This is a genomic window from Rhodomicrobium sp. Az07, assembly GCF_018619475.1.
Classification (GTDB): Bacteria; Pseudomonadota; Alphaproteobacteria; order Rhizobiales; family Rhodomicrobiaceae; genus Rhodomicrobium.
On the sequence record NZ_JAHFZG010000085.1, the window covers coordinates 1 to 223 of the forward strand.

Here is a 223-nt window from a genome sequence, read left to right on the forward strand (position 1 = left end):
CTGCGGCGCATCCCCTTTCTGGCCTGCCGTGAGCGTGAAGCGGACAGGGCAGCCGAGACCTCGGACAGCCATGTGGATTTTGGTGCTCAGGCCGCCACGCGAACGGCCAAGAGCCTGATCTTCAGCCCCTTTTTTGCGCCGGCGGCGTGCTGGTGGGCGCGGACGATGGTCGAGTCCACGATCAGATATTCAAAGTCCGGATCGTCGGACATCGCCTCGAACA

Annotated in this window: 1 pseudogene; it reads right to left on the reverse strand. The window is 63.2% G+C overall.

The features are described from left to right. A pseudogene (locus KKP04_RS16060) lies at positions 1 to 223 on the reverse strand (transposase); the annotation flags it as partial.